This window comes from Peribacillus phoenicis (assembly GCF_047238085.1).
Lineage (GTDB): Bacteria > Bacillota > Bacilli > Bacillales > DSM-1321 > Peribacillus.
In genome coordinates, this window is record NZ_JBDFMF010000001.1 from 1,862,137 (window position 1) to 1,880,213 (window position 18,077).

15 protein-coding genes are annotated in these 18,077 nt (G+C 39.3%); 11 read left to right on the forward strand and 4 right to left on the reverse strand.

Features of this window, described 5'->3' with window-relative positions; all coding sequences use genetic code 11:
• The first annotated feature begins 23 nt into the window (after window positions 1–23).
• From ABC374_RS09000 to ABC374_RS09010, 3 genes are all read left to right on the forward strand, one after another.
• Complete coding sequence (locus tag ABC374_RS09000; protein WP_413017149.1) at window positions 24–947, forward strand: DMT family transporter; 924 nt, start codon at window positions 24–26, stop codon at window positions 945–947.
• Between the two features lie 444 nt (window positions 948–1,391).
• Window positions 1,392–2,369 (forward strand): ring-cleaving dioxygenase, encoded by a 978-nt coding sequence (locus tag ABC374_RS09005; RefSeq protein WP_252269646.1) that lies wholly within the window; start codon window positions 1,392–1,394, stop codon window positions 2,367–2,369.
• A 111-nt stretch (window positions 2,370–2,480) separates the two neighbouring features.
• Entirely contained in the window at window positions 2,481–3,080 is a 600-nt protein-coding gene (locus tag ABC374_RS09010; protein ID WP_350302356.1) for a nitroreductase family protein, read from the forward strand.
• 99 nt (window positions 3,081–3,179) lie between these two features.
• Here the strand turns inward: ABC374_RS09010 and ABC374_RS09015 are convergent, their stop codons facing one another.
• Window positions 3,180–4,523 (reverse strand): aminotransferase-like domain-containing protein, encoded by a 1,344-nt coding sequence (locus tag ABC374_RS09015; RefSeq protein ID WP_413017152.1) that lies wholly within the window; start codon window positions 4,521–4,523, stop codon window positions 3,180–3,182.
• 116 nt (window positions 4,524–4,639) lie between these two features.
• On the opposite strand from ABC374_RS09015, the gene ABC374_RS09020 reads away from it, so the two are divergent.
• Together ABC374_RS09020 and ABC374_RS09025 are read left to right on the forward strand one after the other, a co-directional pair.
• Window positions 4,640–5,596, forward strand: coding sequence for a DMT family transporter (locus tag ABC374_RS09020; protein ID WP_413017154.1), 957 nt, complete (start codon window positions 4,640–4,642; stop codon window positions 5,594–5,596).
• Window positions 5,597–6,481, forward strand: coding sequence for a DMT family transporter (locus tag ABC374_RS09025; protein ID WP_413017156.1), 885 nt, complete (start codon window positions 5,597–5,599; stop codon window positions 6,479–6,481).
• Window positions 6,482–6,731: 250 nt separating this feature from the next.
• On the opposite strand, the gene ABC374_RS09030 is transcribed toward ABC374_RS09025, so the two are convergent.
• From ABC374_RS09030 to ABC374_RS09040, 3 genes are all read right to left on the reverse strand, one after another.
• On the reverse strand, window positions 6,732–7,301 hold the full coding sequence (locus tag ABC374_RS09030; protein ID WP_413017158.1) for an MFS transporter: 570 nt from the start codon (window positions 7,299–7,301) through the stop codon (window positions 6,732–6,734).
• The gene (locus ABC374_RS09035) at window positions 7,298–8,728 is read right to left on the reverse strand and encodes an FAD-binding protein (RefSeq protein ID WP_413017160.1); all 1,431 of its coding nucleotides are present in this window, start codon (window positions 8,726–8,728) and stop codon (window positions 7,298–7,300) included. Before ABC374_RS09035 ends, ABC374_RS09030 begins: the two co-directional genes overlap by 4 nt.
• 168 nt (window positions 8,729–8,896) lie before the next feature.
• Entirely contained in the window at window positions 8,897–9,502 is a 606-nt protein-coding gene (locus ABC374_RS09040; RefSeq protein ID WP_137024496.1) for a TetR/AcrR family transcriptional regulator, read from the reverse strand.
• 354 nt (window positions 9,503–9,856) lie between these two features.
• Between ABC374_RS09040 and ABC374_RS09045 the strand changes: the two genes are divergently transcribed.
• The 6 genes from ABC374_RS09045 to ABC374_RS09070 all read left to right on the forward strand — a co-directional run bounded on the left by ABC374_RS09045 (window position 9,857) and on the right by ABC374_RS09070 (window position 18,068).
• Window positions 9,857–11,176, forward strand: coding sequence for an MFS transporter (locus ABC374_RS09045; protein WP_413017163.1), 1,320 nt, complete (start codon window positions 9,857–9,859; stop codon window positions 11,174–11,176).
• Between the two features lie 279 nt (window positions 11,177–11,455).
• On the forward strand, window positions 11,456–12,925 hold the full coding sequence (locus ABC374_RS09050) for a helix-turn-helix transcriptional regulator (protein WP_350302363.1): 1,470 nt from the start codon (window positions 11,456–11,458) through the stop codon (window positions 12,923–12,925).
• A gap of 195 nt (window positions 12,926–13,120) precedes the next feature.
• Window positions 13,121–14,797, forward strand: a complete 1,677-nt coding sequence (hutU, locus tag ABC374_RS09055; protein ID WP_350302364.1) for a urocanate hydratase — start codon at window positions 13,121–13,123, stop codon at window positions 14,795–14,797.
• Entirely contained in the window at window positions 14,794–16,092 is a 1,299-nt protein-coding gene (hutI, locus tag ABC374_RS09060; RefSeq protein ID WP_413017165.1) for an imidazolonepropionase, read from the forward strand. Before hutU ends, hutI begins: the two co-directional genes overlap by 4 nt.
• 226 nt (window positions 16,093–16,318) lie before the next feature.
• Window positions 16,319–16,471, forward strand: a complete 153-nt coding sequence (locus ABC374_RS09065) for a hypothetical protein (protein WP_413017167.1) — start codon at window positions 16,319–16,321, stop codon at window positions 16,469–16,471.
• A gap of 211 nt (window positions 16,472–16,682) precedes the next feature.
• Window positions 16,683–18,068 (forward strand): MFS transporter, encoded by a 1,386-nt coding sequence (locus ABC374_RS09070; RefSeq protein WP_413017169.1) that lies wholly within the window; start codon window positions 16,683–16,685, stop codon window positions 18,066–18,068.
• Window positions 18,069–18,077 lie beyond the last annotated feature (9 nt).

The window sequence follows — 18,077 nt, forward strand, 5'->3', positions numbered from 1 at the left end:
GGAAAGTAGGAAGGGGGAACATCATGCTTCGATTATACGGGGCTTTAATCGGCCTTAGTTTGATATGGGGTTTATCGTTTGTATTTATGAAGTGGCTGCTACCGCCTGCGGGCATTTGGGGGATTGTATTTCTCCGCTGTTTGGCGGGTGCTGTTGTTCTGCTTCCCATTTTATGGTGGAAGCGCAGGGAAATCAATTGGAAATTGCCGTGGAAAGCACTGGTCGTTGTCGGAATCTTCAATTGCGGATTAGCATGGGGATTAATACCTTTAAGTGAAACAGAGATTAACAGCAGCACGGCATCGATTCTAAATGCAACCACTCCGATCTGGACGGGGATCATCGGATTTATCATTTTTTCATACGTTCTAACCGCCCGACAATGGATGGGCATTCTAATTGGTTTCTTCGGAATTCTAGTATTGATGGATTTTCAAATCGGTCAGCTTTTCGGAAAGGAATTCATCGGGATTGGGACAATGCTGCTAGCATCCATCTGTTATGGTTTTGCCGGTCATTTTACGAAAAGATTTCTTTCCAGTACCAGCATATTGGTCATTACGACGTTTACGCTGCTCACGGGTGCCGTTATCGGCTTGATCGGGATGCTAATAACAGAGCCGATTAAGCCAGTGATGTTGATGCAACCGCTGACGATTTTCGCCATAATCGGTCTTGGGTGCTTTGGCTCTGGGGTCGGCCAGCTGATCTATTTCTACATCAATAAAAATGGCAGCCCTGAGTTAGCCGCATCTGTTACATATCTTATTCCTGCAACCGCTATGGTTTGGGGCTATGTCTTGCTTGGAGAAGAAATTAGTCCTAATGTAATTATTGGCCTGCTGATTATTTTCGCAGGAGTTTATCTATCTTCTAAGAAGTCAAAAGAAAATGATGGCACAAACTCTTCATCCGGAAAACAAGCGGAATTGCATCACGTAAAATAAGAAACCAAACGAAATAGCCCTCACCTAAAGATTTTGTTTTATCCTGGGGGCTTTCGTATTGAAACACCTTAATAGTTTTACTTAATTCTGATTTATTTTTGCCAAAGAAGTGATTGATTGTCTTTGCCGCTATTTATAGTTATAGACATTAACCCATATACAGAATGGTATTTGCTTAAGGAAAATTGACATTGTGTTTTTTTGCCTGAAATTATTTTGATTTTGAGATATATTAATTTGAGATAATGTTGTTGACAGTGAATGGCATTCGTGATAAATTATCTTTAAGTTAAGATATATTAATTCGAGATAAAAAGAAAAGCATGTAAAAACTTATCAAACCCCTTTAATGAATAGCCACTCTTATTGAAGGAAAAATATAGGGGATTAATGAAAAAGCTGAACATCCAAAAATTGAATCGTTATAAATGGGAGGAATATTTTATGAATGGATTAAAAGGTATACACCACGTAACGGCCATAACAAGTAGTGCAGAAAAGAATTATGAATTTTTCACAAATATATTAGGCATGCGTTTAGTCAAGAAAACAGTTAACCAAGATGATATCCAAACCTATCACCTGTTTTTTGCCGACGATGTTGGCGGTGCGGGTACTGACATGACATTCTTTGATTTTCCTGGTATTCCTAAAGGAGAGCATGGGACTAATGAGATTTCCAAAACATCCTTCCGTGTACCGACTGATGCGGCATTGGAGTATTGGGTTAAACGCTTTGACCGTTTAGAGGTAAAAAATACAGGAATCCAAGAACAGTTTGGCAAAAAGATCATTTCTTTTGTGGATTTTGATGATCAGCAATATCAATTGATTTCAGATGAAAATAATGAAGGGGTTGCAGCTGGAATCCCTTGGCAAAAAGGGCCTATTCCTCTGGAATACGCTATTACAGGATTAGGACCAATTTTCATTCGGATCGCCAATTTCGATTACTTTAAAGAAATGATGGAAAAAGTCCTATTATTCAAAGAAATAGACAAGGAAGGATCATTTCACCTATTTGAGGTAGGGGAAGGTGGGAATGGTGCTCAAGTTATCGTCGAGCATAATTCGATCCTCCCTCAGGCACGGCAGGGTTTTGGGACTGTTCACCATACAGCCTTCCGTGTTGAAGACCGTTCCGTTCTGGAAGAATGGATCAAACGAATGGAAAGCTTCCAATTTCATACGTCCGGTTATGTTGATCGTCACTTCTTTGAGTCGCTTTACGTAAGAGTGGCGCCGCAAATTTTATTCGAGTTTGCCACGGATGGTCCTGGATTTATGGGGGATGAGCCGTATGAAACGCTTGGGGAAAAATTATCTTTACCACCGTTCTTAGAATCAAAGAGGGAGCAAATCGAAAAGTTGGTCCGTCCCATTGATACAGTAAGAAGCACCAAAGAATTCATTAAAGAATAATTGACAATCTTTAGCGAATGATATGTTGGTTTATGCCCATACTAAAACAGGTAGAAAATAAAAAATGGAATAATCATTTGAAATAGAAAAAATGCTCTGGAGGAATGACTTATGACAAAAGATTTTTACACGGCAATTAAAGAGAGACGTTCATATTATGGGATCAATAAAGAGGTCGGAGTATCCGATGAGAAAATTAAAGAAATAGTTGAATTTGCGGTAAAACACACGCCATCGGCTTTTAATTCCCAATCTTCCCGCCTTGTTGTTTTAACAGGATCGGCCCATGATAAATTATGGGATATTACAACGCAGGCTTTAAGGAAAGCGGTTGGTGAGGGAGATTTCTCTGGCACTCAACAAAAAATGGATTCCTTCAAAGCTGGATATGGGTCAATATTATTCTTTGAAGATGAATCTGTTGTGAAATCACTTCAAGAACAATTTGCAACGTATGCCGATAATTTCCCTATCTGGTCACAACAAACATCAGGCATGCATCAATTAGTTGTTTGGACAGCACTTGAAGCAGAAGGATTGGGAGCAACTTTACAGCATTATAATCCTCTAATTGATGATGAAGTGAAAAAAGAATGGGATGTTCCAAGTAATTGGAAATTAATTGCACAAATGCCATTTGGAAATCCAACAGCTCAACCGGGTGATAAAGAATTCAAACCACTTGAGGATCGTATAAAATTTTATAAATAAAGTGGACTGATAAGAGCAACCTTGTAAAGAGCCAATTCTAATTGGCTCTTTTTTGTTTATTGCCCTGTGTGGAAAGTGACTATACCTTATGTAAAAGCTTTATAAGTAATAGTTCTGCTTGTTATTCAATTCTTTAAAAATGAGAGCTATTCCTTGGTCAAGTTTTTGTATATTTGTATTGGACACGTTTAATTTTAATATTTTGTCCTGGTGAAAGCCATCTATATAATTTTGACCCATCGTCTCTACCAGTACTTGTTGATTCTGTAAGTTATTGATGAGGTGAGTACTATTTAAACGACGAGGCAGTACGATATGTGCGTTCATACATATGGATGCTGGGCGAAAAAAGCCTAGGGTAGAGTGCTTTTCTAGAGCATCATATAGCAAGTTTGCACGCTCTAAATAGGAGAGACGCACCTTGTTTCTATGGCGTTCAAACATACCGCTTTTTATGTAGATTTCCAAGGCTGCTTGTGAAATCATGGAACTATCAATATCAGCTGTTCTTTTATATAGTTGGAAGCTGTCCGCTAATGGTTTAGGCAATACGGCAACACCTATGCGTAATCCTGGAAACATTATTTTAGAGAAGCTTTTTAAATAAATTACCATGTTATGGGTATCCCCGGAAAAAATAGGGTCTACCTTCATATTTTCTTCGAAATCTGCTAAATAATCATCTTCTACAATATAGACACCATACTTTACTGCAAGTTTTAGTATCTCCTCTCTTTCCATCTTAGAGTAAGAAGTCCCTAACGGATTATGAAAACGAGGCATCGTATAAAAGAATTTAATTTTCTGATCACTAAATATCCGTTCTAATTCCCCTAAATCAATACCTTCTGCTGTTCGTTGGATTCCTAGCACGGAAATCTTGTACGCTTTCAATTGCTCCACAAATAGATGATAACTAGGCTGCTCAACAAGTATATCGGTACGTTCATTTGGAAAGGGGATGAACGTTAATAAGGAAAGTGCTTGCTGCACGCCAGAAGTGATGAAAATCTGTTCTTCTTTTGCGAAAACCTGATACTGCTCTAATTGTTTTTGTATCACTTTAATTAAAGAGGGCAGTCCTTTTGGAGTGCCATAGATAAACAATTCTTGCTGATAGGTATCGATGGCTTTGTTGATGCAATGTTGAAAGTCATGATACGGAAATTGATGCCAAGCGGGAGCGGAGGTAACAAAGTCGATGTCCGCTGTTGGTTCGCTTTTACCATCAAATTCTTTTTGGACGACATAATATCCACTTTTAGGAACCGCGTAGATTAAATGCCTCTTTACCAATTCTTGCAGTGCTTTCAAGACTGTACTTTTACTACATTGATGTTGATCGCTTAATTGACGAATAGATGGGAGTTTAAAGCCCGCTTTGAGCCGTCCATTCTGGATGAGAGATTCAAATTCATTAAACAAGGCTATGTATTTTAGCATGAATACCTCCTAAAACTGTACCGTTACAGATGCTTCTTATTTGTATTGTATCGTAGTGGAACTTTTAATACGATACTAACAACCGGCCGGGTGTTGAAAAGGAGGAGTTACTAAATATGCCAGAAAATAAAAAAGCCTATTTTGCGGCGATACTATATGCCATTATTATTGGATTTTCATTTATCTTTACAAAAATATCATTAATGGAAGCTAGTCCGTTAGATACATTGGCACATCGATTTACGATGGCTTTTTTGATCGCCATAATTTTTAAGCTATATAGGAGGACATCAGTGAAAATAAGTGCAAAGGATACTTTGAAAATTCTTCCGTTGGTGTTCCTTTATCCAATTTTATTCTTTACATTTCAAGTGTTTGGCCTCTTGTATACCTCATCTTCAGAAGCGGGTATTATCCAAGCGACCATACCAATTTTTACGTTATTATCAGCTTCATTATTTTTGAAAGAATACGCTGGTAGAGGTCAGAAATTTTTTCTTTATTTATCTGTGATGGGGGTTATCTTTATCTTTGTCATGAATGACTTGCAAATTGCGGATCACAGTTTGAAAGGAACGATCCTGATCTTATTATCCTCGATTGCTGCCGCTCTCTATAATGTGGTGGCGAGGAAGGTAACAAAGCAATATTCACTATTTACGTTAACTTATGTGATGACGTTCTTTGGTTTTGTGGCTTTTAATAGTATGGCCATCATCAACCATGTAATTAACCAATCTTTTAGTAGCTTTTTATTACCCTTCACAAGTAGTGCATTTCTCCTTTCAATCTTATATCTTGGTGCATTATCGTCACTGCTTACTGCTTTTTTATCAAACTATGCATTATCCATATTACCAGCATCTAAAATGAGCGTTTTTAGTAATTTAGCGACATTGATTACGATCATGGCAGGGGTGATTTTCTTACATGAATCCATTCATTATTATCACGTTATAGGTGCAATGATTATTCTTGCTGGGGTAATCGGCACGAACTATTTTGGTGGAAATCGGTCAAAACATATCCGTAAGAATGTTGCCGATCCATTGCTGAAAAGGGAGGTAAAGTGAATGAATAAATATTTGTTGCTACTCTTGATTAGTGGTATATGGGGATCTCAATTCTTCTTTATTGCATTAGTCATAGAAAATGTTGGGGTTATTACATTGTCAGCCATCAAAGCATGTATCGGCGGTATCTGTTTACTCTTCTTTGGTTTTTTTTTATCAAAAGAAGAGCGAAGAGTACCCAGGAGTTATTATAAATGGTATATAATCATTGCTTTTTTAGAGGTTGTACTGCCATTCGTGTTTATTGCACAAGGCCAGAAATCGGTGCCTAGCAGTATCGCAGCGGTGCTGATTGGAATGGTTCCCGTCTTTACCATCCTCTTTTTACTAGCATTTTTCAAAAGAAAAAGCACAAGGCCGGAGATTACAAGTATCCTATTCGGATTTGCAGGCATTGTCTTCCTTTCCTGGCCAACACAAGGAATCCAAGACCTTTCTAACAGTATTCTGGGGAACATCCTATTGATATTGGCTGCCATGAGTTTTGGATTATCATTGATTTTCATGGAGAAATTAAACGAGGGATCTTCCGTTATTCATATGAGAAATGTATTACTGATTGCCAGTGCATTGCTCATACCCATGTCCCTTTTGTTTGAGCAATCTTTCGAATTGGATTTAGCACGATCTCAATCAATCTACTTAGCGATTTTAGGCATTTTCCATGCAGGTGTTGTTTATGCCTTATTTAATAGGCTGATTCGGCAAGAAGGCGCATTATTTACTTCATATAGTAATTATATAGTGCCTGTCATCGGAATGATTTTAGGCTTTTTATTTTTACATGAAGCGTTGTCTATTCATCAGTTGATTGGAATGGGAATAGTTATGATGTCATTAGTTTTTTTAGACGGAAAAATAATAACCAAGTTGATAAGAAAGTAGTATTTTATTATATGTGCTCTGGTCCGTTATCTTTAATTGTACTAATAAACGCAGTAATTTCAGAACTCGTATATTTAACGAAACCAAATTGAGAAAAGGGGAGCAGGTTTATTATATCTTTGTAAGATCTTTTTTGTTTTTTGATCCGCAAATGATTTATATAGTAGAAGAAGCATCTGCTGAGGTTAATGCAGATGCTTCTTCTACTAAAAGGGGTAACGATTTATTGGCGCTAACCAGTAATAAATGCTTATATTTTTATTTTTTCTGCATTAGATAGTGAAGTATTTTTCTCAATCTTCATTATAATAAATCCACTCCAGGCAAACATTAAGGAGGCAATGTAAAAGATGCTGCCGATCGTTAAAAAGTCGACTAAATATCCGGTTGCAATCACCGCAGCCGCAGCACCGATGGATGTCCAAACATGGTAGTTTCCAATTTCCTCTCCCGCTGTTTTCTTCGTAACATATCTTGCAAGTACGGTTTTTTCAGTGTTTTTTTGCACTGCCCCAAGTACTCCCATAATGATTTGCAGGAGATAGACATGCCAAATTTCATATGCGAGGGGAAAGGCAAGAAGGATAAGTGCCATCCCCCATGAATAGATGAGGAGAAATGCTTTGTCACCGGCTTTGTCAGTGAATTTTCCGATTATAGGATAGCTAAGTGCTGCAGTCAATGAGAATATTCCATATGCCCACCCGAATTGCGAATAACTTGTACCTACATTTTTGATTAGCAAAATATAAAAAGGGAAAATCATGCTGGCAGCCATTCCAACAGTACCTTGGTAAAAAACAAAACGTTTATAATTCATGGATGATACTCCTCATAGAAAAGATTCATGAAGCGATTATCAGGATCATATTTCTTTTTTAATCGGAAGAATTCCTCAGTACGCGGATACGCTTCAAATAATTGTGTCTTGGTTGGATACCCATAATAGGGCAGATAGTAGCTGCCGTTATGGTCAAGCGTCACATCAATCATATTACGGATGACCCTTCCCGTATTTTCCTTACTATCGCTATCTGTCCCTTGATTGATGAGCATTACAAGAGCGAACATATCATCCTTGGCATAGGACATGAGTGATTCATCATTATGTTCCACATAACGAATTGTAATATTTAATAAATTGAAATCTTTCTCATCAGATAAGGTATTTCTTAAATCATCGATATAATCAGCAAATTGATCAATCGGAACGAAGTATTCTTGCAGTACTTCAGTTTTGGTGGGGTTGCTGTAATCCATAAAGGCTGAGTCCGACCGCATCACATTATTCCTCGAAACCAAGTTGCCATCAATATTGGCCGTGTAGGTTTTTTGAGTTTCCCAAAATCTTTTTTTACCCCAGTCATTAAAACGTGATAGGCCAAGAAAGAATTTAGGCACAGCAATGATCGTTTCCCGTTTGAGAGTATTGTAGTCAGATAGCTGTGTTTGGTCATTTGCCTTATAATAATCCGTTACATACATTTCATCCAAATAGGAGCCAGGAGCAACCGATATTCTTGCAAGGTGCATTTTAACATCATCGTTTTGGAGAACTTCTCTTTTAAAGTACGACGTATATTCATCATAATGGAGTGATTTAGTTTTAATGTTATAAAGTTCGTCATCGGTAAGGTGGAGTGTTACATCGAGTATTACGCCAAACAAACCATACCCGCCAATAACCGAATGGAAGAGCTCCGAATTTTCTTCGCGGCTCACTGTTAGGATTTGTCCTTTTGCGTTAAGCAATCTAAATGATTCCACGGTTTCTATCAAGGCATGATGACGGATATCGCGGCCATGGACATTAACGCTCAAAGACCCGCCAATGGTAAAAATGTTTTGAGATTGACTGACCTTCAGTGCAAGTCCATATGGGTTGATATATTCCTGGAGAGCAGCCCAGGTTGCTCCGCTTTGGACCGTGATGCGTTTTTCTTTAACATCCAAATCTAGTATTTTATCATAGTGCTTCATATCGAGCAGGACCCCATTTGGATATAATGTCTGTCCTCCTTGGCTATGCTGCATTCCGGCAATTGAAATGGGATCATCGTTTTTTTCGGCATCCAAAACGACCTTTTTGATTTCTTCTTCACTATCTTCCGCCTTAATCGTTTTCATTTTAACCGGCATCAGCCGGCTGATATCTTTGGCAATAGGGTGGTCAAGCTTGAAATTAAAAGCCTGCAGCGATAATCCAAATAATAGTGCATATAGGATGATAAATAAAAATCGTTTCATGATATCTGGCTTTCGACTCCTCGTTTAATATGTCTGACACTCAATTGAAAATAATGAAAAAGTATGAACTTTATAGGTTAATGGAGTTACCCCTGACCATTAAGTGAGATTGGGGTTAATATTGAATTAATGTCAGATTCTTTGAAAATGAATCTTTTGATTTATGTATTAGTTCTTGGTTTTCAGCCCGTTAATGATTGTTTTGGTTAGCGGTATGGATAGTGATTCCAAGCTTTGTTCAGAGTTGTTTAATCCCCAATGATAGATGATTCCCATTAGGCTTTGAGTGATAAGTTGTGAAATTTCGTTAACTGATTGGTCAGTGCCAATGTCGTTTTGTTCTTTCGCCTCTTCAATTAATGAACGAATAATTAGGAAGAGTGAACGATTTGAATTTAAAAAGTAAGTATGTTCTTTCGAATCTAAAGCAGAACTGTAAATCACTTTCATTAAATCTTTGCCCATTTCTTCTTCCAGAAAACGCATCAATTTGCGTATGAAAATAAATAATTTCTCGGTAGCGTCCATATCGACTGGGAACGAACGGAAGACTTCACGATAGTAATCATCGACCTCTATGAATCTCACTAAAAAAATATCAGATTTCGCTGAAAAGTGTTGGTAAAATGACCCTTTTGATGTGCCGCTTTTTTTCACGATTTCGTCAACGGTAACTTTATCATAACCTTTTTCGCTAAATAGCTTTAAAGATATTTTTAATATTTTTTCACGAGTCTTTTCTCCCCTAAGCTGTTTCTTTCTAGGCTCGATCATAAAAAACCTCCAAATGATAATTGACAGAATATTCCTATATGGTTTAATATCAGACTACAGTCTAGTTAAATGATTGGTGGTCTATTTAATCTAACGTAGATCATCAATAATCACAACGCTTTCTTAATCGCATTTAGCATTTTTAGAAAGCGTTTACAAAGTTTTGAGATCAGGTATGGGGGAGGTTAGTTCAGTTTAAATTAGGAGGTTTTTCAAGTAGATGAATTAGGAGGGGGTATCAGGATAAACTTAAAGACCTAGGAATAAACCATAGTATCGGGAAGCAGGAAAAGCGATGTGCGTTAAACGGATTATTTTTTGGGAAATAGTAGCAAGAAAAGGGAGGGAATTATCATGAATCATTCCAGTGGTGAGATAGAGAAAAGAACGATCAGTAAAACGATGAAACGGATTCTTCCATTTATCTTGCTCCTTTATATCATTGCTTACTTGGACAGGGTCAATTTAGGCTATGCTGCTTTACAAATGAATGCAGAATTAGCCTTATCCGCTGAAGTTTTTGGATTGCTTTCCGGCATTTTTTTTATAGGCTATTTTTTCTTTGAAGTTCCTAGCAACATGATCATGCATAAAGTGGGAGCTCGGATATGGATTGCCCGCATAATGATTTCGTGGGGACTCGTGGTAATATTAACAGGTTTTGCGCAAACAACGATGCATTTATATATTCTCCGTTTTTTATTAGGTGTTGCCGAAGCTGGGTTTTTTCCTGGTATAATTTTGTATTTAACTTATTGGTTCAGGGCCCGCGAGAGAGGACGGGCAACAGCGGCCCTGCTTTTAGCCTTACCGATTGGCGGGTTGATTGGTGCGCCTGTGTCGACGTGGATACTTGACAATATTTCCTGGTTCGGTATGGCCGGCTGGAGATGGATGTTCATCCTTGAAGGCATTCCGGCCATTATTATCGGTGTTGTTGTTGTTTTCTATTTAACTAATAGACCGACTAACGCTAAATGGTTATCTAAAGAAGAAAGTGATTGGTTAGAAGGGGAATTGAGTGCAGAAAGAAAAGTTAGCTCGAAAATAAATAAAGTCACAAAGCTTGCTATGCTGAAAGATGCGAAAATTTGGAAGCTGGCCCTGTTTTATTTCGCGGGGTACACATCTATCTATGGATTGTCATTCTGGATGCCCACCATAATTAAATCTTTATCGGAAAATGCAACAACCAATTTAGAAATAGGCTGGTTAGCGATGATTCCATCGTTAGTAGGAGTACCTGCCATTATGTTTGTGGGCTGGAATTCAGATCGGACCAATGAACATAAATCACACTTGCTCGTTTGCCTCATGATAGCAGTTGTCGGATTTATCGGGTGCGGCTTTTCAGATAGTGTTTTTATGATGGTGCTTATGTTAACGATTACATCTTTCGGGTTATACGGGTTCAGTGGATGTTTCTTTGCCTATATGACATTTTTCTTCACTGAGTCCACTGCACCAGTTGGAATAGCCATCGTCAATTCAATTGCGGCTTTAGGAGGTTTTGTAGGACCGATGATTCTTGGAACTGTTGCATTTACTCAAGGTATGTTTATTTTATCTGGATTACTTGTAATAGGAGTCATCACCCTATTATCATTAAAATTGACAGATGCTTCAGCGGAAAACGTCGTAAAAGAAGTTGAAGTAAATATTAATCGATTATAAAGGTTCTAAATGTATTGAAGATTAAAAGAAAAGAAACATCATTGGAAATCACAAAGTTCCTATGATGTTTCTTTTTGTATTTTCATATGGCTACTTCCCGAGCAGATAAAAATAACGGCTGAGCATGTCAAAAATTTAACCTTAATCGCAGGTTCTGCCCAATAAGACTTGTTTGTAGTTTTCGGCGGGATTAGAATGGAGATGAGATACAAGTCTTTTCAATTGCTGACTTCATATTTATTTTCATTACAGGAATATCAGCAGAAATGAGGTGATGATGTGGAAATTCATTTGGTGGCAAAAGATGAGATTGAGGCTCAAGGAATTCGTTGGATAGTCGAGTCCCACCTAACGGGAGTTAGACTGATCTTATGGAAAACGATTGAAGAATTTGAAAAGGGCATCCGCAATCAGCAACCGGAATTCGTTATTTTGGATATGGATATTTGGACGGATGAAAGTGAGGCGATGGGTGTTTCGTTAAAGCGAAGGGGAATTCGATGGTTAGGGATTTCATCTGAGCGAATTTTTCAGACGGCTTATCGAGCCTTACGTTTCCGTGCTGAAGATGTATTATTCCGTCCTTTTTCTTCGGCGGATTTGGTAAAACATATCCAACAATTGCGTTTTCAATTGAGAAATGGTCCAAATCTTCTCTCATCAAACACCATGGATGATGGGAATGCTCTGGATATTGGGTATCCTGATTTCTTCTTGACGGACCGGAGGCATGAAAGTCGAATAACCATGGTCGCTTTTTTGACACCTGATAACAAGACCCTTCCATTAGTTTATGATGAACTGCAACGATATTCTTTTACTGGGAAGAATCAAATCTTCGCTTTATCGGATTTTATTTTATGTGTCCAGGAAACAAAGGAAGTTGAAGTTTATAAGGAAGAGTACCAAGCGTTTCTTGCCCACTGGAAAGAAAGAATGGATGAGCCCCTTGCCATCATTATAAAAGCGGCATCTTCAGATGAGTCTTTAAAAAGGATGTATCAGCAAACACGTGAATTTACGAGACAAATCTTTTTCGATGGATATGATATCATTTTAGCCGAAAGTCAACAAACTTCGCATCAAGAGATGGATCCGTTCCTCACGCCTCTTGAACAAAGACTTTGGATAGAAATGCTCGAACGACGGGATGCGAAAGCCATCAGGAACTGGATTGAGCGTGAATTCCTTACCTTTGAACGACCATACCCCGACCCGGAAATCGTTCGTATCCGCCTTACAAGCGTACTTGCGCAGATTCGTAGGCATATGAAATCATACAACTTGCAAACTGCCTCTTTAGAAGCAATATACTATGATGTATTTCAACAAATTGTACATAAACCCGTCATTCATCAAATAGTAAAAGAGCTGCATGCGTTCACGACCCATATGCTTCTGCAGGATCATGGACAATTACAGGAAGGTGCGCGCACAATTAGTGAAAAGGCAAGAGAGCTGATCGAGTCCAACTATTGGGACGCCCAGTGGAATCTAGCAAGTTGTGCAGAGACTCTGCGTATCAATAAAAGCACGCTCAGCCGGCGTTTTGCGGCTGAATCCGGCGAGTCTTTTCGAAATACGCTGCATCAAGTTCGAATTAGGGAAGCTAAACGTTTATTAAAGGAAACGGATTTATCATTGGAGGAAATCTCACAATTGGCCGGCTATTCACATCAAACTTATTTCAATGCAAAGTTCAAATTGCTTGAAGCTTGTACACCATCAGCATATCGGTCTGGATTATAAAAAAGGACGATTCAATAAATGAATCGTCCTTTTTTATTTATTTCATAACAATGTAATTAATGAAATTATTCATAAAAAAATAAAGATAACTACAAAAAGTGTAAATAAATTATAAAATTATCATTAGATTATAATGAATTATTCTGAATTTTTCTTATAGAATGAAAATATAACAAACCAAGGGGGAAAGTGAAAATGAATACGATTACAAACAAGGTTATACGTTATAGAGGTACTGATTTGCATACGAAAGGCTGGCAACAAGAGTCAGTGCTTAGAATGCTGATGAATAATTTGGATCCTGAAGTCGCTGAACGTCCTGAAGATTTAGTTGTATACGGAGGGATTGGGAAAGCAGCACGTAACTGGGAATGCTTTGATGCAATCGTCAAATCACTAAAAGAGCTTGAAAATGATGAAACTTTACTGGTCCAATCAGGGAAACCGGTGGCAATTTTTAAAACGCATACCGATGCACCCCGTGTCCTGATTGCCAATTCAAATATCGTCCCGGCGTATGCAAACTGGGAAACATTCCATGAACTTGATAAAAAGGGCTTGATGATGTATGGGCAAATGACGGCTGGCAGCTGGATATATATTGGCTCTCAAGGAATCGTACAGGGTACATACGAGACATTTGCCGAGCTTGCAAAACAACATTTCAATAACTCGTTAAAAGGCACCATCACTCTTACGGCAGGTCTAGGCGGCATGGGTGGGGCACAGCCACTGGCAGTTACGATGAACGGTGGGGTCTGTATCGGAATCGATGTTGATGAGACAAGAATTGACCGGAGGATCGAGACTCGTTATACCGATGTGAAAACGGATTCTTTGGATGAAGCCATTCGTTTAGCCAAAGAAGCTAAACTTGCAGGAAAAGCATTATCGATTGGTTTGATTGGGAATGCTTCAGATATTCTTCCGGAAATGATCGCAAGGAACTTCATTCCGGATGTCTTGACTGATCAGACTTCCGCCCATGATCCGCTAAATGGATATACACCTTCAGGTATGTCAATGGCGGAGGCGGCAGAATTACGAAATGCGAATCCAGAAGAGTATATTAAACTCTCTAAAGCTTCAATGGCCAAACATGTTAGCGCGATGCTTGAAATGATGGAAAAAGGAGCCGTGACGTTCGATTATGGCAATAATATCCGTCAAGTTGCGAAAGATGAAGGCGTAGAGAATGCTTTTGACTTCCCTGGCTTCGTTCCAGCGTATATCCGTCCACAATTTTGTGAAGGAAAAGGTCCATTCCGCTGGGTCGCTTTATCTGGTGATCCTGAAGACATTTATAAAACAGACCAAGCCATTTTACGCGAATTCGCGGATAATGAACATTTATGTAACTGGATTAGAATGGCTCAAGAAAAAATTCAGTTCCAAGGTCTGCCTTCCCGCATTTGCTGGCTTGGTTATGGGGAGCGCGCCCGTTTTGGTAAAATCCTTAATGATATGGTTGCCAGCGGTGAATTGAAAGCCCCGATAGTAATTGGACGTGACCATTTGGATTCAGGCTCTGTCGCTTCTCCAAATCGTGAAACGGAAGCCATGAAGGATGGATCGGATGTAGTGGCTGACTGGCCGATCTTAAATGCAATGGTGAATGCAGTGGGCGGCGCAACTTGGGTATCCGTACATCATGGCGGAGGCGTAGGAATGGGATACTCAATGCATGCTGGCGTGGTAATTTTGGCTGACGGCACCGAAGAAGCAGCAGCCAGGATTGAGCGAGTGCTGACAACGGACCCTGGGATGGGCGTAGTGCGTCATGTTGATGCAGGATATGAACTTGCAGAGGAAACAGCCCGTGAAAGAGGTATTAATATCCCGATGCTTGATAAAGGAATTGATAAACAATGACAAAGCCAATTTGGATAAAACATGCCGCTCAACTTGCTACCCTTACATCTGAAAGGAAAGGTCCGCGTTCCAAAGAAGCAATGTCGGAGCTTGGTTTGATAGAGGACGGAAGTATATGGATCGAATCTGGGTTGATTCAAGCTGTCGGTACAACCAAGGAATTGGAAAAACTCTATGCTGATAGAATGCATGAAGCTGAAGTTTTCGATGCTACTGGCCATTTGGTGACACCAGGCCTTGTTGATCCCCATACGCATGTTGTATATGGCGGAAGCCGTGAGCGTGAATTCGAAATGCGTCTAGAAGGTGCAACATATATGGACATCATGAACGCAGGTGGGGGCATTCATGCAACCACCCGCATGACAAGGGAAGCAAGTGAAGAAGAGTTGATGGAACAAACCATGCGCCGCCTTGATTCGTTTCTCGCTCATGGCGTGACTACTGTAGAAGGTAAAAGCGGTTATGGAATGAATTTGGAAACCGAATTGAAGCAGTTGCGGGTGATGAAGAAGTTACAGGAAGAGCATCCGATTGATTTAGTTCCTACTTTTATGGGAGCCCATGCGGTTCCAAAGGATTATAAAGGTCGTGAGGATGAATTTGTCGATCATCTGATTAATGATATGCTTCCAATCGTCTCTGAAGAAAAGCTTGCTGAATTCAATGATGTGTTTTGTGAAAAAGGGGTTTTTACCCCTGAACAATCAGAGCGGATTTTAAAGGCGGGGAAAAAGTACGGCTTGATCCCTAAAATTCATGCTGATGAAATTGAGCCATACGGGGGAGCGGAACTAGCTGCCAAAATAGGGGCTATATCAGCTGAGCATTTATTAAAGGCTTCCGAAGAGGGAATTCAAGCCATGGCTAAGTCAGGAACAATTGCCTGCTTGCTTCCAGCCACAGCTTTGTATTTAAGAGAAGATGCGGCCCCAGGTCGCCGAATGGTTGATGAAGGTGTAGCTGTCGCCATTTCGACCGATTGCAATCCCGGATCCTCGCCGACGACTTCCATGCCGCTTGTCATGAACCTGGCATGCATCTCGATGCGGCTGACCCCTGCTGAAGCACTTACGGCGGCAACATACAATGCTGCTTGTGCAATCAACAGACAAGAAAAGGTAGGTTCACTTGAAGTGGGAAAACAAGCGGATGTCGTTTTATGGAATGTTGAAAACTATCAGGAATTGCAATATTTATTTGGGGTTAACCATGTTAAGACTGTATGGAAAAACGGTGTTCAAGTTGTGAATGATAAAGTGAAGTCTGATTCCAAAAGCCTTACGGGCCTTTAAAAATCAATATTCTCAATCAATGTCTACCCATTCCATCCGCTGAAAAATTCAGGGGATGGATGGGCTTTTGGAAGTATACAACAAATGTAATGGTGCTGAATAGTAGGATGATGATCTATCATCCTACCCATTTTCAGCGTTATACACTTTACTGCTTTACAGTGAAATTAAATGAAAGTGTTTTAAGGAATTCGTGGAAATGACTCTTCCATGTGGAGGGAATTTTATGTGGATAATCACTATCCATTCGAAAAATGACATAAAAATGTTTGAGTTTACCACAGAAAAGGAAGCAAGGGAAAAATTCGAGGTAATGGAAGGCTGTAAAATACTTAGTGAAGTCATTTATTTCAATGATATACAACTGATCGAATCTTAAACTATATTTTCATATATTAAATAGAATTTAAAAGGTAGTATGATTTGATATAGTTTATAAAAAGAGTATTATTTCATAATATTCTTTGCTGAATTTTTTTATAGTATTAAGCTTAATCGATTCATTCAATTTCAGGGTCACTACTGAGTTTTACAGGAAGAGTGTTTTTTGAATCGATATATCTTATAAAGCAAAAAGTGGAGGGGATTCTTTGAACGAACAAAAATTCACTATTGACGATGCCCCATTTAATAGGTTTCATTTTCGAATTGCAGGACTTACATTCGGGTCCAGCTTTTGTGATGGCTATTCTTTAGGGATCATTGCGATGGCCCTGACAGTATTCGGGCCTCAAATGAATATGAATTCAATGTGGACAGGGCTGATCGGCAGCTCTGCTTTAATCGGTCTGTTTGCGGGATCTTTAATACTTGGAAGACTTTCTGACCGTGTAGGCAGACAGAAAATCTTTCTCGTAAACTTTTTACTTATCACGGTAGCTACTATTTTACAATTTTTTGTTAGCAGCCCAGAACAGCTTTTTATTTTACGGTTGCTGATTGGATTTGGACTTGGAGGAGATTACGCTGTCGGTACGACTTTGCTTGCCGAGTTTTCACCCAAAAAGTATCGCTCCTCTCTCCTCGCGTCTATAAACGTAGTATGGACGCTTGGATATGTAGCATCAAACTTTGTTGGTCATTACTTGGGACAGGCTGGTTCAGACTCATGGCGTTGGATGCTTGTCAGCGCTGCCATTCCGGCTATTGTGGTTTTAATCTTAAGAATAGGAACGCCTGAATCACCAAGATGGCTTGTCAGCATGGGGCGAGTCGAAGAAGCTCGCCAGATTGTAAAAAAACACCTTGGATCGAACGTTGAAATGGGGGAAACGACGACTGGCACAGAAAAACAAAAGACTCTGGGATTTCGTGGACTTTTCAGTAAAAGGCTTCGTAAGCGTTTGGCTTTTGGCGGAATATTCAAATTAACTCTTGTTATTCCGTACTTTGCAATTTACACTTTCCTGCCTTCCATACTTAGTACAATGGGTTTTGAACAGAACTTTTTTGCCGATACAATGTTAAATCTATTCTTGCTTGTTGGGGCAATTGTTGGTCTTTGGCTGCTTGCAAAATTTTCTCGTAGAGGATTTACCATCGGGGCTTTCACGATCCTTACCGTTTCATTGTTTTCACTCAGCTTCTTGCACAATGGTTTTCAATTCTTAATGTTGTTAGCCTTCTTGATCTTTACTTTTTTCATGTCAGCAGCATCGAACCTTACATTAGTATACCCGGCAGAGCTTTTTCCAACTGAGATCCGTGGCTCGGGAATAGGCATGGTTACGGCAATTAGTCGGATTGGTTCTGCAATTGGAACATTTTTGCTGCCTGTTTCTTTAAGTTCATTTGGATTAAGTGCCTCAATGGCAGGAATGGCAGCCATTCTGCTGGTCGGCTTGATCGTATCGATCGCCTGGGCACCTGAAACGAAGAATCTTTCATTACATGAAGCAAGTGACCCTTTGCTAGAAACGGAGAATTCTCCGAAGGGAACCGCTCTTCCCTTTACAGAAAATGAAAAAATAACATAAGATTGACTT

What these genes read in the sequence shown, in the direction of transcription:
- ABC374_RS09000 (WP_413017149.1), top strand. Translation starts at nt 24, where the DNA reads ATGCTTCGATTATACGGGGCTTTAATCGGCCTTAGTTTGATATGGGGT.
- ABC374_RS09005 (WP_252269646.1), top strand. Translation starts at nt 1,392, where the DNA reads ATGAATGGATTAAAAGGTATACACCACGTAACGGCCATAACAAGTAGT.
- ABC374_RS09010 (WP_350302356.1), top strand. Translation starts at nt 2,481, where the DNA reads ATGACAAAAGATTTTTACACGGCAATTAAAGAGAGACGTTCATATTAT.
- ABC374_RS09015 (WP_413017152.1), bottom strand. Translation starts at nt 4,523, where the DNA reads ATGCTAAAATACATAGCCTTGTTTAATGAATTTGAATCTCTCATCCAG.
- ABC374_RS09020 (WP_413017154.1), top strand. Translation starts at nt 4,640, where the DNA reads ATGCCAGAAAATAAAAAAGCCTATTTTGCGGCGATACTATATGCCATT.
- ABC374_RS09025 (WP_413017156.1), top strand. Translation starts at nt 5,597, where the DNA reads ATGAATAAATATTTGTTGCTACTCTTGATTAGTGGTATATGGGGATCT.
- ABC374_RS09030 (WP_413017158.1), bottom strand. Translation starts at nt 7,301, where the DNA reads ATGAATTATAAACGTTTTGTTTTTTACCAAGGTACTGTTGGAATGGCT.
- ABC374_RS09035 (WP_413017160.1), bottom strand. Translation starts at nt 8,728, where the DNA reads ATGAAACGATTTTTATTTATCATCCTATATGCACTATTATTTGGATTA.
- ABC374_RS09040 (WP_137024496.1), bottom strand. Translation starts at nt 9,502, where the DNA reads ATGATCGAGCCTAGAAAGAAACAGCTTAGGGGAGAAAAGACTCGTGAA.
- ABC374_RS09045 (WP_413017163.1), top strand. Translation starts at nt 9,857, where the DNA reads ATGAATCATTCCAGTGGTGAGATAGAGAAAAGAACGATCAGTAAAACG.
- hutU (WP_350302364.1), top strand. Translation starts at nt 13,121, where the DNA reads ATGAATACGATTACAAACAAGGTTATACGTTATAGAGGTACTGATTTG.
- hutI (WP_413017165.1), top strand. Translation starts at nt 14,794, where the DNA reads ATGACAAAGCCAATTTGGATAAAACATGCCGCTCAACTTGCTACCCTT.
- ABC374_RS09065 (WP_413017167.1), top strand. Translation starts at nt 16,319, where the DNA reads ATGTGGATAATCACTATCCATTCGAAAAATGACATAAAAATGTTTGAG.